Here is a 15,126-nt window from a genome sequence, read left to right on the forward strand (position 1 = left end):
TGTTGAACCCCACCCCAGCCCTCCCCGTAAACGGGGAGGGGTTCAATATTCTCCCCTCTCCGTTCACGGAGAGGGGTTGGGGGTGAGGTTCCAAGTGTATGCACTAAGAGAGTCAATCTTCAGTCCCACCGGATGCTTCTAACTTGCTTTAGAAGCATCTGGTGGGATTTTCATTCAAGAAAATTGCACGGCGCAATGTCTCCCAGCACCTTTATTTTCTTCGCCGCCAGACAAGCCAAGCGATTCCCAGCCCGAGAATGACGAATATAGCGATCGCGCTAGCGGATGCGAAGTTGTTCGCACTAGCGGAAGCTAAGGTATCTCCAGGAACTTGCTCCTGAGTAGACGGCTGGCTAGATTGACTGACTTTTGGCACCGCCGTCCCTGCTGCCACGGTGACGGGAAATTTTAGCTCAAACGGCTGGAAATTCGCTCCCGATGCAGGTGTGCCACTGAGTTGCACCTGATAAGTCCCCGGCTTGGGGAAAACAATCTCGGCACCCGGAATGCCTTGATATCCTTCTGCGGAAATGGCTTTTAGCGCGGGCGACAAGACGGGGGCGGCGTTTGGGGTGCGGGGTTCAGAGTAGACAGTTAACTGACAATTACACTGCTGCAAGGGGATGACTTGACCGCCTTTGCGAGTGAGTGCAAACCAGGTAAGAGAAGGTTCTCCAGATTTGGGGTTGTCATTGGGTTCGATGTGCAGGGTACCGCCGACATCTTCTGCAATCTGTACCTTATGGGCAGTCGCGGGTGTAACCAGTAGTGTCAGGAAGAACACCGTTTCACCTATTGTCTGCAACAAATATCCGCGATTCCCCCAACCCTTCTGATTAAGATACGGTTGGTCAATTTGTAAAGAGCTTTTACCGAGACTGGGAAGGAGGGACATATAATTTTTCAAGTGAAAAAAGTGACCAAATCCAGCGAACTCGCACCAGTAATACACCCAACGCCACCATTCCCAGTAGCCCTACCCGCAGCTGATTCGCCCAAGTCCCCCCTAAAGTACCGAGGTAATGGGAACCGATTAGCACCGCATGAATTACACACAGGAGAAACGCTGGAATGCTCAGCAGATGAATCTGTCGCCAGCGTTTGCCTAAAGATTTCTGTATCCGGTCAAAACTGGTTAGTGCCGCTGGAGTCATCAACGCCAAAGCGATCGCTCCCGCACCCATCCCCCATTGATGCACTGGCAACATAAAAAACACTGCGTTGAAATTCCAGTTCAGCGTATGCTCTACCATGTGAAAAATGTGGGCAAGGGACAGCACATAAGCTCCCACTCCCAAGGCGCGGCGGTAATGTAACAATTGTGCCCAGAAGCGGCTAACCGGACGGGCAATCAGAGTCAGCATCAAACACAGTAACGCCGCGTGTCCCGTGTAATCTACCATTGTGTCGCCGGTTCGCATCAGGGTGAGGATACCAATCGTCAGCGTCACCCAACCGCCCAACCGAAACAACTGGCTGCGTTTGTCAGCACTTAATTTAGATGCCGACACTCCGACGCCCAGCATCATCGGTAGCGTTCCCAGCCCAAAAGCGAGCATAGTTGCTGCCCCCATCCAGAGACTGCCCGTTTCCGCTGCCTTGAGTTGAGCTGCATACAAGAATCCGCAGGGAATTAAGCCCCAAACCAGCCCCAATAAAGCCGGTGTTAAGGAAAGGCGATTTTGGCGATCGCTTGTAGATACCCCTCCGGGCGGCGACTGGCTTGATTTCAGCGACAGCTTGACCATTGCGGCGTTCAGACGATTGTGCCAGATGCCTTGCTTGAGGGGATGTAAAATCGGGAGCCGAGGCAGGAAATCTGGTTTAATCTGTGCCAAGCCAAACCAGATCAGCATCAGTCCGGTCAAAATAGCGATCGCGCGGCGCAAGTCACTGCCGATCCCAGCGAATTGCCCTCCGGCAATTAATAGAGAACCCAGTGCCCCAAGTCCAACACCCGTGAGGGTATAACTAACAATCCGCCCCAAATTTAATAGCCCGTGAAAATACAGTTGCTGCTGCCAGCGGGGAGCGGTATTTTGCTGATGGGACAGGGAAAACGCTACGGTGAGAGGGCCACACATTCCCACGCAGTGACCAAAACTCCCTAAAAATCCCAGAGCCATGACTAGCAACAAATCCAACATTATGTTTGTTTCTTAGGAACCTCTCCAGCGGCTTGTTCGGTCGAAAGCTGGAATAGACCCAACTCCCTCAGTCGTTATTCTAGGTCTGGACGGGGGGCGGCGATAAACAAACGGTAATTTTAGGTAGAAAAATGAGGAAATGGATAGTCTCGGTGTTAGCACTGGTCGCGATCGCAGTCGCCGTCAGCAGCCATGAATTCTTCCAGCAGCGATCGCAACCAGTCATTGAAAGCCGGGTAGAAAGCACTCCAGCACCTCCAGTCCAGCATTTCGACATAGCAGTGGCGTCTGAGAAACCCGTCAATGTTCCGAATGTAGACCCAAAGCGGCTGATGGCGCACGTCAACGCATTAAACTTTCAGCGCTACACCCAGACAGAACGCGATCGCACTCGCAAATACCTCACCCAATCCCTCAAAAAATCGGGCTGGTCGCCCAAACTACAACCTTTCGAGGGCGGCGTCAACGTTGTTGCGACTCGCAAAGGCACCGATAAGAAAGCCGGAACCGTTCTCATCGCAGCTCATTACGACACCGTTTCCGGTTCTCCTGGTGCTGATGACAATGGCAGTGGCGTTGCCGTAATTCTGGAAATGGCTCGTCTCTTCAGTTCTCTCTCCACTCCCCGGACGCTACAATTGGCATTCTTTGACCAAGAGGAATTGGGACTGCGGGGCAGTCTTGCCTTTGCCGCAAAGCAGACAAATTTAGATAACCTGCGCGGCGTCATCGTCATGGATATGGTGGGCTATGCTTGCTACACCCCAGGCTGCCAGAAAGTTCCCCCTGGTTTGCCCATCACTCCACCCAGCGATAAAGGTGACTTTCTGGCGGTCGTCGGCGACACCGAACACTTGCCACTGCTAGACGCTTTTAAAAAGTCCGCTCAACCCGGTTTACCCCTGGTTCTCACCGTACCCGTGCCTTTAAAAGGTCTCATGACCCCCGATGTGTTGCGTAGCGATCATGCGCCGTTCTGGTATCGGGGAGTGGGTGCAGTGCTGTTGACCGATACAGCGAATCTGCGGACTCCCCACTATCATCAGCCCAGCGATACGCCGACCAATTTAGATCGACCCTTCTTCCAAGGAGCCGCCCAGCTCGTTGCGAACGCGATCGCTCGGCTTTTGGAGAGCGATCGCCTGGAATCGGAGCCATCCACCTCCTCACCATCTGCTGGCAGCAATTTCGGGCAATAACGGCTGGCATTGCCCAAAAATAGTTGACGTTTTTTATATCCTATGCTAAAGAGCAATGCTTTAATCAGCTTCTCGGTGATACTCTAGGGAAACACCCAACTTTTCCCTAGTTTTTCACTTTTTCAGTGAAGCTCCTATGAGAATTCTGCTAGTGGAAGATGAGCAATACCTTGCTAAAACCCTGAACCAAGCGCTCGTTGACCAAAATTATGTAGTTGATTTTTCCCCTGATGGTCAAGCCGGATGGGAGCAATCGCAAACCTTTCCCTACGACTTGATTATCTTGAATTTGTGCTTGCCGAACTTGAACGGTATCGACTTTTGCCGACAATTGCGGTGCATGGGCGATCGCACCCCTGTCCTCATCGTGGCGACTCAGGATAGCGCTGCTCAGAAGGTAATGGTATTAGATGCAGGCGCAGATGATTATGTTGTTTACCCTTTTGACAAGCAAGAGTTACTTGCTCGCATCCGTGCTTTACTGCGTCGGGGTAGTTTGACGGTACCACCCATCCTTAACTGGGAAGGCTTGTGCTGTAACACGATTACCTGTGAAGTCACCTATGGCGGTCATCCTCTGGAGTTGACGGCAAAAGAGTATCGCTTAATCGAGCTGTTCGTGCGAAATGGTCGCCGGGTGTGGAGTCGGAGTGCGATTCTCGACCGCCTTTGGCCCACTGAAGAAATCCCGCAAGAAGAAACAATCAAGACCCACATCAAGCGTTTACGGCAGAAATTGCAAGCGATTGGTGCCCCGAGTGATTTGATTGAAACTGTTTATGGTTTGGGCTATCGCTTGAAACAAGAGTCTCAGGTTTAAGTAGCGTTCAGTGAAACGAGGGCGATCGCTTCATCGGAAGGGAAGTCCCCCAAACTATCGATTGAATCTTACCCTGACCTCAGATTTTCACTTTTTGGCACTAACGTCATAGTTGGCACTAATGTCATAGATCGTAGATAAGTTAAAAAAATCGAAGTTCGTTACAGCCATACAGTCATAAATCTTCTAGCTGTAATGCAACTTTTACTCTGCTAGTGTCGTTTTTGTTTACACCTAAAACAAATGAATTTCACACATAGTAGCGATACAGATAACTCTCTTAATCAATCAGAAGCCAGTGAAAGACAACAACAAGCGAGGATAAGGAGCCAAAAAAACTTGATTACATGTCAAAATAACCATGAAAAGCGACAAAAAGCACTAACTGAGCAACAAAAGCTCCTAATCACTCAGCGAAATAGCCTAAGAAAACTAAGAAAAGAGCGAGAAAAACTGATAAGGCTATTGGCTTCTGCCAAAACGGTAATGGACTCAGAGGGTTCGGCTTTGCAGTCGGTGTTGAAGTGGGGAGACTTACACTTCAATCCAGCTACCCATGAAGCTACCTATGCCGGTCAACCTCTGAATTTAACTGCAAAAGAGTGTTGCTTACTAGAACTGTTCTTGAAAAAGGGTAGCTGCATATTAAAGCGAGATGAGATTCTCCAACGCCTTTGGCAGCCTGAAGAAATGCCTCATGAAGAGACCATCAAGGCTCACATTAAGCATTTACGGCGGAAACTGCAAGCAGTGGGCGCACCCGCTGATTTAATTGAAACCGTTTATGGCGTAGGTTATCGTCTCCAAAACAGCCCGCCCCGACCTTAAGCATGGTTACGCTGACAAAATCTAACTTTCCTTCTTCCCGACTTCTTCACTTTTAGGCGTTAACTTTTAGATAAAGCGTTTGAATAGAAAAGAAAAATGCCTTCTTGTCCTTGCTGTTCCCAGCCCTTAGTCCGCCATGCGGCTTTGGGGAAAGTTTACTGGTTTTGTAGCTATTGTTACCAGGAAATGCCAAATTTAATCACTCTTGTCAAAGCTAAACCAGGGTTTCACATAGACCGTTAGAGGGGAAGAAGCTTAAACAACCAACATTGAGCGAACGATCTCAAAAAATCATCTGCGATACTGCTTCTTCATTTATCTGATTGGTTAATCTTAAGATGTTTTTCACAGCAGTTTATTCAGGGCAACAGATTCTGTTGAATAATACAAAATGAGTCAAAAAGAAGAAATTTATTTACTTGATGAAGCGACTCTGAATTCTCTTACAGTCTATTGGCAGAAAAATTGTATAAAAGAAGAAGACATCGATAAATACGGGTTCTTGGTATCCATGAGAGATGCTTACAAACTTGCTTCAAGATTTACTGAAGGCACCCCCTATCGAGATAGATGGTTTTGGATGCTGCATGAATTTATGCAAGATGAGTACAACAAAATGACTGTTGCTCAGTTTAATCTTGATGGGATAAGCACCCAGTTAAGGCAGGATTTTACCCGACAGCCTTTTCGCATTACCCCTATCCTGTAAAGAAAAGACATTACAAATTACCGATTCCCTGCTTTATAAATTAGCAACCGAATTGGTATGAGTTTTCGGCAAAGCCAGATTCATTCATCATCAGCCTTACAGAAGTAGGATAGTTATGACTCAGATACTTGATTCTCTTCCTCCAAATTCGTCTGATAGAATTCTCTGCTGTTATATCAATTCCACCAGCCAAATTCAGATCGCTCGGATTGCGAATATCCCAAACTGGTACTTTGAGCGGATTGTTTTTCCAAAAGAACGTTTTTTCTTTGAAGCGTTACCGGATGCTCAGCTAGAAATTCATACGGGTATGATATTCGATGCAAGTCTAGCGGATACAATCCCTTGCAATCAGCTATATATTCAAGAATTGGCAGCTGAACTCGTCTAAATGCTACAGTTCTAAATGCTACAGTTCTAATTGCTACAATAACTCAAGGCAAAGTTGGCGGAAATGGTCGCCGCGTTGCTCAAAATTTTGGTATTGATCGAAACTGGCACAGGCTGGAGAAAGTAAGACAACTTTAGCGCCATGAGCTTGAGCTAATTCAGCCGCTCTAGAGACAGCCTTCTCCATCGTTTGTACAATTTCGTAACTGGAATAGCCAACGTCTTGTAGTCGCTGGGAAAAAACAGGGGCGGCGTCACCGATGAGTAATACGGCGGCGGCTTTGGTTTGAATCGTCTCTAGCCAACTGGTGTCATCACCCGCTTTGGCTTCACCACCAGCAATTAAAATCGCGGGACTGTTAACGGAAGCTAATCCGACTTGGGCGGCGTCGTAGTTGGTGGCTTTGCTGTCGTTGATAAAGTCAATCCCCGCCAGCGTGCAGATGTGTTCCAGGCGATGGGGAACGCCGGGGAAGTTTGCGATCGCTTCTTGGATTGCCTCTTTCTCAATTCCCGCCAGTCTCGCCACCGCTACCGCCATCAGCAGATTTTGCAGATTGTGTTCTCCCACCATCCGCAACGCCGATGCTTGCACAATCTTTTCACCTTGTTTTTCAGCTTGTGGAGATGCCATTTGCGTCTCTACAACCCAACCGTCTTCGATGTAGAAACCTTTCTCGCCAATCAAATCGGCTTTCCTCACACTTGTCCAGTAAGCATTGGGAAAGCGATCGCGTGCAGTTTTCCGCAGTTCGGGATCGTCTCCGTTCAATACTTGCTGCTGAGACTGACTCAGTAGATGTGCCTTAATGTTGTAGTAGTTTTCTAGGGTTTTATGACGGCTGAGGTGATCCGGCGTAAAGGTTGTCCAAACCCCGATTTTCGGAGCAACTGTAGCAGAGGACTCGATTTGATAGCTGCTGAGTTCTGCAATTACCCAATCTGGAGGCTTTTCCGCCAGCGCTAATTCCCCAGCAGCATAGCCGATATTGCCGCAGGCGGGAGCATGGAAACCAGCCGCTTGAAAAATCGCAGCAACTAAAGCTGTCGTGGTAGTTTTGCCGTTAGTGCCAGTAATGCCTACCCAAGGACAAGATTGGAGATATCGCCACGCGAGTTCTATTTCTCCAATTGTCTCGATACCTAGCTTCCTCGCTTCTATTAATATCGGTGCATCCCAAGGAACGCCGGGACTGACGACAATCATCTGGGGCAAATCGGAACCGTTAAGTTCTAAGGAATAGCCCAACTTCACGTCAATGCCCTCGTTGGCAAGCTGCTGTTGTTCTTGGCGAAGATTTTCGGACGAATTGCGATCGCTAATCGTCACCGCCCAACCGTCCCGTTTTAACAACCGTGCAGCGGCAATTCCCGATTTTCCCAGACCGATAATATGAGCGATGGGCATAGACTAAATGGCAGTGCAAAGTCCCTAGTTTAGCAATCCTGTATCATATCGCGATAACGGTATTTAAAAACTCATTTCCCACCAATAGCCTCCTTCCTGATTCTTCCTTCGCGCCCTATAGCGCTAACGCGCATGGCTCCGCTAGTGCGCCTTCGCGGTTTTTTTTCTTCCTAATTTCTGCTTACTCCCCAAAATCAAACCCATTAACTTCCGACTAACTCTTCACAATCGCCCCAAAATCAGCCAACACGCGGGCATGATTCCGGAGCAAACCCAGAATATTCAACCGATTGCGCTTGATATTGGGATCGGCATCCATCACCAAAACACTTTCAGCACCATCAAAGAAAGTGCTAACAGTCGGAGCAATCTGTGCTAAACCATCCACTAATAGCTGGTAATTTCGCTGTTCTTGAGATGCTTGAGTTTGCGGAACTATCTGCACTAAAGCATCATAAAAAGCTTGCTCTGATGCTTTCTGGAATAGTTCTGGACTCACCACCGTCTCTGGTTGTAACTGAGCTTTATCTAAATCGCCTTGGGCTGCTAAACGAGTCGAACGGTTGACAGTTTCGTAGATTTCATTCAGCTTGCCATTATTGCGAATTGTCTGGAGAAATAAAGCGCGATCGCGGACATCCAATAAGTCTTTTAACGCTCGTTCTGTATATTCCGGATCGTTGTCTCCCAGAACTGCATTCACCAAGTCATAATCAGTATTTCGCTCATCTTGTAGGAGATTGCGGATGCGTTGCAAGAAAAATTCCTGCAATTGCCGCACTAATTCCTCTGATTTTGTCTTGAAATATTTGTCAACAGAATCATCATTTTTTTGTTGAATGTTTTGTAGAATCTTTTGCTGCAAATCCTTAGAAACATTTGCCCCAAGAGGGATTATCTTGGTATATTTGCCAACAAAATCTGCAACAATTTGTTGCAGCAATTGATGCAAATTAATCGGTAAATCTGCTGCCCATGTGATATTGACTACTGCATTCGCTGCACGGCGTAAAGCAAAGGGATCGGAAGAACCTGTGGGCAGCATTCCCAGCCCAAAGATACTGACCAAAGTATCCAGCCTATCTGCCAAAGCGACAACTTGCCCGGTTATCGTTTGGGGTAAAGAATCTCCTGCCCCTCGCGGCAAATAATGCTCAAAAATTGCGGTGGCAACCGCCTCCGATTCGTTACTTGCTAAGGCATATTTCTGCCCCATAATGCCTTGCAATTCGGGGAATTCTCCCACCATTTGAGTCACGAGATCCGCTTTACAGAGTAAAGTCGCTCGTTCAATGTGCTTCTTTTCATCTGCTTCTAATTGCAGTTGCTCAGTAATATGACCCGCAATTTTAACCAGACGCTCTACTTTTTGCCGGACCGACCCTAAATCTTCTTGAAAGGTGACTTTTTCCAGTTGAGGTAAATAATCTTCTAAAGGCTGAGATAAGTCAGCTTTATAAAAATACTGACCATCCGCTAATCGTGCCCGAATTACTCGTGCATTTCCTTCAGCGATAATGTCTGACTTCGCCGGGTCGCCATTAGAGATTGTGATGAAATAGGGAAGTAATTCTTTAGATTTTTCAGTTTTAAAAACTGGGAAATAACGCTGGTGAGTTACCATCACTGTGGTAATCACTTCAGTTGGGAGGCTCAAGAACTCAGAATCAAATTTTCCGACAACTGCTGTGGGAAACTCTACTAAATGAGTGACCTCTTGCAGCAAATCCGGATAGATTTCGGTGTAGCCATCCATCTTTTGAGCCGCAGCCTGGACTTGCTGTTGAATTTTGGTTTGACGCGATTCTGGATTCACTTCCACCGAAGCAGAACGCAAACAATCGACATAATCATCTGCCTGAGAAATCGTCACAGATTCGGGATGCAAAACCCGATGAGCGCGTGTAATGCGATCGCTCTTAATTGTCTCGGAACCATTGACTAACTCTATCGGCAGTACGGCATCATTTAATAAAGCCACCAACCACTCAATCGGTCGCGGAAACTTGATGTCCCCATCGCCCCACCGCATCAACCGCTTGCCTTCTAATCCAAAAATCCACTGGGAAACCAACTGAGTGAGAATTTCAGCAGTTGGACGTCCGGGGATAGTTTGCCGGACAAAGACAAAATCACCTTTGTCGGTGGGGCGAATTTCTAAAGCGTTGAGTTCTACACCGAGCTTTCGCGCAAACCCTTCTGCTGCTTTCGTGGGTTGCCCATCTTTAAACGCCGCCTGCGCGGGTGGCCCTTTGACTTCTTCTTCTCGATCCGGTTGCTGAGTCGGCAATCCTTTAATCAGCACCGCGAGGCGTCTGGGTGTGGCATAAACTTCAATCGCCTCGTGAGCCAAGCTATTTTCGGTAAGACTGGCAGGAATGCGCGATCGCCATTGCGCGATCGCATCATTCACAAAGCTTGCAGGTAATTCTTCTGTACCAACTTCCAATAAAAATGTACTCATAGAACACTGTCTTTTAATGATTCAGAGGCTGGACTAGCTAGTTTAAACAGTTTACCGCGCTGGGAATCCAGACAGGCTGCATCTAATAACGATGTCGAGTAGGGGCACGGTACTGCTGTGCCCCTACTGGAAATCCAGGATCGGAAGCGATCGCCTCTTCTGTACCCAGATTAAGTCGATCTCTCCGATAAGGAACGTGGATTAAAGCAACTTACACTCATTCACGCATTCACGTTCTGTAGGGGCATGACACTGCAATGCCCCTGCCATGCCCCTACGCAAAACAATCGGAGCGCGATCCTGACCCAATCCAAGATACATCACGCTTCTAAGGGGTGAAGAGCCACTAAAGACTTAAATTTTGGCGTCTCCATCAAAGCCGGATTCAGCCCAAACCAGCGCCCATTCTCATCCCGATATTCAAAGACAAACATACTTCTGAGCAGCGTCTGATATTCTTTATCGCCCTTCACATTTTGCTGCTGCACCACCCGAAACAATAAGTCCCACTCCTCTTCGTCAATCGCCAGCGCCAAATCATCGCGGTATTCTTTAATCACATTCTCCAAACAAGCGCGGGAGAAGGGGGGATCTTCTTGCTGAAGACAGCTGTAAAGCAATCCCAGTAAGTTCCGCACATGACCGCCACTGACCCGGCACAACCGATCCAGCGTTTCAGAAGCATCAAAAACCTTGGTCAATAGCTCTAGGTGCTGCTGTTCGTTCGCTTCTGGGAAGGCTCGTACCATCACCATCTTTCGCAGCAACGTCATTCCTGCCTCGCAATCCCGACCATCGCGGTTCCGCACCGGCACCATTGGCAACACTTTGGGAGCCACCCCACCCCCCAAACGATTCTTCAAAGCTTCGTAATCGTTGGAGAAAATTAAGGACAAGGGGATCGTGTAAACGACATGGCAACTCAAGCGGCGTAACTGTGCCCCCCGGTCGATAAACAGATATTCTGGCAGGGTACCTCCCGAAGGCATCGGTCGAGGATCGACCCGATCCAGGTTATCGATAATCACCACCAAGCCTTTTTGACCGCGTCGCTTCAGTTCTTCGTTCGCCCGTTTCAGGATTTCTTCATTGATCGCTTTTAAAAAGCCTTCGGTGCGGGGTTCTAGGTACTGCCGCAACTGATCCCGCAGCTTAGGGCTATCTTTAGTTTTGGCGGTAATTTTGCCAATCCCCACAGACAATTGGGCTTCAGCGGAGACATCAATCGGAGTCTGCAAGATGTCTTTGATCTCGTTGAAGAGATTGGAAAAGTAACTCGGTTTGAGCCGAATCTGAATTTCTTCCAGGCTTTCACTGACTTGACGCGCGATCGCCAGCAAAATATCGCTGATATCGATATTCGCCATGTCTAATTCTTGACTGGACTCGAAATAAACCACATGAAATTGCTGCCGTTCTAACTCGGCTTTCAAGCGAAATAGCTCTGTAGACTTCCCACAGCCGATGTGTCCGGTAAATAGCTGACTGGTGGGATCGTCGGGTGAAATCCGGGCAATGGTTCGCCCCACCGCCTCAATAATTTTGCCACCTCGCACCGCTGAGAAATCGATATAGTAGGGACGATCTTCCGCCCTAGAGAAGATGAGCGTCTTCGCAGGGTTACAAGCCTTATAGAATCTCTCCAAATCCAATTTCATGCCGACCTCTTGAGTATGCAGATCAATCCCTGTACTGATTTTTGTACTGCTAGACAGCTTCCGTTAAAGCGACCCTAGTCGGACTGGAGGGGCGCACCCCTCTTGCACTGAGATAGATACATCCTGGTAGAGTTGAGGGGATTTGAGAGGAATGCTTCGCCCTGAGTCGTATAACCACCGGCTACTTTGCGGCTATAACGCGATCGCTCTCAGCTTGGTTCTCAGATGCGCTTCGATTCAGGTCGAATTGCGATGATTGCCTCGCCGAATCGTGCCGAGTGATCCAAAAAGCGATGGAAAAAGCCCAGATTTTGGCGGCGAAGAGCGATCCCCAATTTTAAATTCTTTTTCCGTAGTCTAAACAGAGTTCATAATGACCCGGTCACGTTAATATTTAGACGTTAGAATTTCCCGCTACAGTTCCTGATGAGCCGTACTGAAAAGAGAAAGAGATTCTGTTAACGTCCTGTTAGATGAAATTGCCGAGGGAACCGATCGTGACTTTCTCCCCGGTCAGCGGATTGGCGAGCATAGGGCGATAGCCCCGTCAGGAGGGGATAGTCGGAACTCCCAAGCGCTCTGTTTAAGTTAAAGAAGGACGCGCCTAAACTTACGGCGAACCACCATCAAGCTGTGTTGAGTGCAGTCTACCTCAAGCACCACAAACTCCCGATTGAGAAGTTAGGATGACAAGCATCGCATCAGTATCACAAACCGAATTGAGCCAACGGCGTCAAAAACTACGTCGCCAACGACGGATAAAATCTTTTCAAGCGATGTGGCGAGCGATCTTCGTCGCCGGTTTAGCAGGCAGTTTAGTTTGGGTGACAACTTTACCCGCTTGGGTGATCCGCAAACCCGATCAAATTGCGATTGAGGGCAATAAAACGCTTTCAATCCAAGCGATTCGGTCGCTGCTGCCCCTATCTTACCCTCAGTATTTGCTGCGGCTACAGCCGCAAATCATCGCCGATAAGTTGGAATTACAACCTGCTATCAAGGAAGCTACCGTTACCCGGCAAATGTTGCCGCCAGGACTCACCGTACAAGTTACGGAACGACAGCCAGTCGCGATCGCCCTCCGCACGCGCACGCGCCAGACTCCTGCTTCCAGCCAAACCTCCTCAAATCGCAAAACGCGATCGCAGCCGGTATTGGGATTGTTGGACGAACAAGGCGTCTGGATGCCCTTAGAAAGCTACACCGAACTAGAGCGCACCATTCCCTTGCCGACCTTAAAAATCATTGGCTATCGGGATGAATATCGCCCCTACTGGTCGGCACTTTACCAAGCCGTTAGCCGCAGTCCGGTGAAAGTATTTGAAATTGATTGGCAAAACCCAGCCAATTTAATTCTGAAAACCGAGCAAGGATGGGTACATTGTGGTGCTTACACTTCTCGGTTTGCCTATCAGCTCACCGTCCTCGATCGAATGCGAGATTTGCCAGCACATTTTTCAACCAGCGAAATTGCCTATATTGACCTCAAAAACCCCGATTCCCCAGCAATTCAACTAAAAAAAGACAACGCTCCCAAAAAAAACAAAACCTTATAAGCTTGGAGGGAACGCGAGTTCTGGCTTTAGGCAGAAGGCGTCTTTTGGGCTAAATTCATCCTTACATCCTGCCAAGAGAGCATCTACTTTACAAACATTTTTCATCTTTTATCAAGATCAGCCTTCAGACAGTTGACTCCAGACCTGTTTAAGAACGTCAATGCACTATGACTCTCATTGGTTTTAAGGGTCAACTTACCCTATAGTTGACTCATATCGCTACCTAAACTAAAAAGTTGTTTATTGACCCTTTCTATTGCAATGACGCTCAATAGTAAACCAGGGCTTGCCCACCAAAACTCAAATCCCTCAGGGAACGCAGGTCGTTCACCCGCAGTGGACGGCGCGAATCCTTTTAATAACACCGTGTTACATTTAGGCCATAATCACGATGCTAACGGAACACCCAGGGAAGAATCTAGGAGTGACAACATCGTGCTAGGTAGCGTCGCCAAAATTAAAGTCATTGGTGTTGGTGGGGGTGGGGGCAATGCGGTGAACCGCATGATTGCCAGTGATGTTAGTGGCGTAGAGTTTTGGTCAATCAATACTGATGCCCAATCGCTGTCTCACTCCTCAGCTGCTAAACGCTTGCAAATGGGACAGAAGTTAACGCGAGGTTTAGGTGCTGGAGGTAATCCTGCCATTGGTCAAAAGGCAGCGGAAGAATCGCGCGATGAGATCGCTCATGCCTTAGAAAACACCGATCTCGTATTTATTACCGCTGGCATGGGAGGCGGTACGGGTACGGGTGCAGCACCGATTGTGGCAGAAGTTGCCAAAGAAATGGGAGCCTTAACGGTGGGCGTTGTCACTCGTCCTTTCACCTTTGAGGGACGCCGTCGCACTTCTCAGGCAGATGAAGGCATTGCCGCTTTGCAGGGTCGGGTAGATACGCTAATCGTCATCCCCAACGATAAGCTGCTGGCAGTGATTCCAGAAACCATGCCAGTTCAAGATGCTTTTCGAGTAGCAGATGATATCCTGCGTCAAGGTGTGCAAGGGATATCGGATATTATTACGATTCCCGGACTGGTCAATGTGGACTTTGCTGATGTCCGAGCTGTGATGGCAGACGCGGGATCGGCAATGATGGGAATTGGTGTGGGTTCTGGGAAATCGAGAGCCAGAGAAGCCGCCGTCGCCGCAATTTCCTCACCTTTGCTAGAGTCTTCGATTGAAGGAGCCAGAGGGGTTGTCTTTAACATTACCGGCGGTAGCGACCTGACGCTGCACGAAGTGAATGCCGCAGCCGAAACAATCTATGAAGTGGTCGATCCCAATGCGAATATCATTTTCGGGGCAGTGATTGATGACCGGATGCAAGGTGAGGTAAGAATTACCGTCATTGCAACTGGATTTAGCGGGGAAACTCAGTCTACACCAGCGGCGAGGGAGGCACGCACATCCAGACAGCCGCAGCGACCCATTGCACCGTCACCCATTCCGCCTTCTACCCCCACGTTTGAGCCTAAACCTCAACAAGGTGGAGGATTGGATATTCCGGAATTTCTCCAAAGACGGCGTCCGCAACGCTAGAAGAATTAAAAATTAAAAATGGAACACTTCCTTTTTAATTTTTAATTGATGCGTGAGCAATCCAGCCTTAGTTAGCAGGGTGCGAAATTCTTCTAAACTTTCACGAAGCCGATTGAATTCGGTAGAAGTTCCGAAGCCAATGATTACCTGTCCCAAAAGTGGGAAGACTTGACTGATTACGGGAGCGATCGCTACATCCACGCTCTTACGCCGCATTAATTTCCCCTCCTAAACTGGAAATCAGTGCGGCTCATCGTTTATTTCCTCTGATTAGGCCTTTGCACCTAACCCCGCTCTACCCGCTTCTCACAGGCAACCTTATAATAATTAGCCGATTCGTCGGCTAATTAGAAATTGAGCACTATCAGATTTGCAGCGATTTGTAAAATCTAATTATTCAACTCAATT

12 protein-coding genes and 1 pseudogene are annotated in these 15,126 nt (G+C 48.3%); 7 read left to right on the forward strand and 6 right to left on the reverse strand.

All coding sequences use genetic code 11. The features are described from left to right. Nucleotides 1–211 precede the first annotated feature (211 nt). Nucleotides 212–895 carry a hypothetical protein gene (locus tag NDA03_RS02595; protein WP_348237205.1) on the reverse strand — a complete coding sequence of 228 codons (684 nt, stop codon included), beginning with the start codon at nt 893–895 and terminating at the stop codon, nt 212–214. After that, nucleotides 870–2,147, reverse strand: a complete 1,278-nt coding sequence (locus NDA03_RS02600) for a sulfite exporter TauE/SafE family protein (protein WP_348237206.1) — start codon at nt 2,145–2,147, stop codon at nt 870–872. The genes NDA03_RS02595 and NDA03_RS02600 overlap by 26 nt, the downstream gene beginning before the upstream one ends. A 131-nt stretch (nt 2,148–2,278) precedes the next feature. Between NDA03_RS02600 and NDA03_RS02605 the strand changes: the two genes are divergently transcribed. The 5 genes and pseudogenes from NDA03_RS02605 to NDA03_RS02625 form a co-directional block, all read left to right on the forward strand. Continuing rightward, complete coding sequence (locus NDA03_RS02605) at nt 2,279–3,346, forward strand: M28 family peptidase (RefSeq protein WP_348237208.1); 1,068 nt, start codon at nt 2,279–2,281, stop codon at nt 3,344–3,346. A gap of 136 nt (nt 3,347–3,482) precedes the next feature. Next, the gene (locus NDA03_RS02610; protein ID WP_190434382.1) at nt 3,483–4,166 is read left to right on the forward strand and encodes a response regulator transcription factor; all 684 of its coding nucleotides are present in this window, start codon (nt 3,483–3,485) and stop codon (nt 4,164–4,166) included. 486 nt (nt 4,167–4,652) lie between these two features. Next, entirely contained in the window at nt 4,653–4,994 is a 342-nt protein-coding gene (locus NDA03_RS02615; RefSeq protein ID WP_199299554.1) for a winged helix-turn-helix domain-containing protein, read from the forward strand. Between the two features lie 391 nt (nt 4,995–5,385). Beyond that, on the forward strand, nt 5,386–5,703 hold the full coding sequence (locus NDA03_RS02620; RefSeq protein ID WP_348232836.1) for a hypothetical protein: 318 nt from the start codon (nt 5,386–5,388) through the stop codon (nt 5,701–5,703). A 115-nt stretch (nt 5,704–5,818) separates the two neighbouring features. After that, nucleotides 5,819–6,073 (forward strand): annotated as a pseudogene (locus NDA03_RS02625) (DUF1830 domain-containing protein); the annotation flags it as partial. A 54-nt stretch (nt 6,074–6,127) separates the two neighbouring features. Here the strand turns inward: NDA03_RS02625 and murD are convergent. The 3 genes from murD to NDA03_RS02640 form a co-directional block, all read right to left on the reverse strand. Further along, nucleotides 6,128–7,501, reverse strand: a complete 1,374-nt coding sequence (murD, locus tag NDA03_RS02630; RefSeq protein ID WP_348237209.1) for a UDP-N-acetylmuramoyl-L-alanine--D-glutamate ligase — start codon at nt 7,499–7,501, stop codon at nt 6,128–6,130. Between the two features lie 214 nt (nt 7,502–7,715). Further along, a complete protein-coding gene (gene glyS / locus NDA03_RS02635) occupies nt 7,716–9,965 on the reverse strand; it encodes a glycine--tRNA ligase subunit beta (RefSeq protein WP_348237210.1) in 2,250 nt (749 codons plus the stop codon). A gap of 320 nt (nt 9,966–10,285) precedes the next feature. Next, nucleotides 10,286–11,623: a P-loop NTPase fold protein gene (locus NDA03_RS02640; RefSeq protein WP_190412310.1), complete on the reverse strand. Its 1,338-nt coding sequence runs from the start codon at nt 11,621–11,623 to the stop codon at nt 10,286–10,288. Nucleotides 11,624–12,309: 686 nt separating this feature from the next. Between NDA03_RS02640 and NDA03_RS02645 the strand changes: the two genes are divergently transcribed. Then, nucleotides 12,310–13,179: an FtsQ-type POTRA domain-containing protein gene (locus tag NDA03_RS02645; RefSeq protein WP_348237211.1), complete on the forward strand. Its 870-nt coding sequence runs from the start codon at nt 12,310–12,312 to the stop codon at nt 13,177–13,179. Nucleotides 13,180–13,440: 261 nt separating this feature from the next. After that, a complete protein-coding gene (gene ftsZ, locus NDA03_RS02650; protein ID WP_348237212.1) occupies nt 13,441–14,718 on the forward strand; it encodes a cell division protein FtsZ in 1,278 nt (425 codons plus the stop codon). A 12-nt stretch (nt 14,719–14,730) separates the two neighbouring features. On the opposite strand, the gene NDA03_RS02655 is transcribed toward ftsZ, so the two are convergent. Continuing rightward, on the reverse strand, nt 14,731–14,934 hold the full coding sequence (locus NDA03_RS02655) for a hypothetical protein (protein WP_348237213.1): 204 nt from the start codon (nt 14,932–14,934) through the stop codon (nt 14,731–14,733). Nucleotides 14,935–15,126 lie beyond the last annotated feature (192 nt).

Origin of the sequence: Trichocoleus sp. Lan (genome assembly GCF_039961855.1) — a bacterium.
In the GTDB taxonomy this organism is placed as follows: Bacteria; Cyanobacteriota; Cyanobacteriia; order Cyanobacteriales; family FACHB-T130; genus FACHB-T130.